This is a genomic window from Pseudoflavonifractor capillosus (assembly GCF_016899775.1).
Classification (GTDB): Bacteria; Bacillota; Clostridia; order Oscillospirales; family Oscillospiraceae; genus Lawsonibacter.
Map to the genome: position 1 here is coordinate 1 of NZ_JACJJE010000197.1, position 247 is coordinate 247.

The window sequence follows — 247 nt, forward strand, 5'->3', positions numbered from 1 at the left end:
GAGTTGACTGTAATTGAATAGTTAGTTGAATCTACCACACTTGATGTGGTTATTGTTATGTCTGCAAACTGTGTGTTAGTTAGGGTCAAAGCTTCTGTAAACAAAAACCTAGTACCAACATCTGCTACATCTACAATAGTACCCAATGGCACGATAGATCCAACAATACCTGTCACTTCTAATGGTGTGTATGTTTTTGATGCTGCAATACGTCTAATGTTTGCATAAGACACTGCATAGTCTAAGC

Annotated in this window: 1 protein-coding gene; it reads right to left on the minus strand. The window is 37.7% G+C overall.

Annotation, left to right across the window (positions count from 1 at the left end; translation table 11 throughout):
- On the minus strand, positions 1-247 hold a 247-nt coding region (locus tag H6B31_RS17005; protein WP_204899556.1), incomplete at both ends, for a baseplate J/gp47 family protein.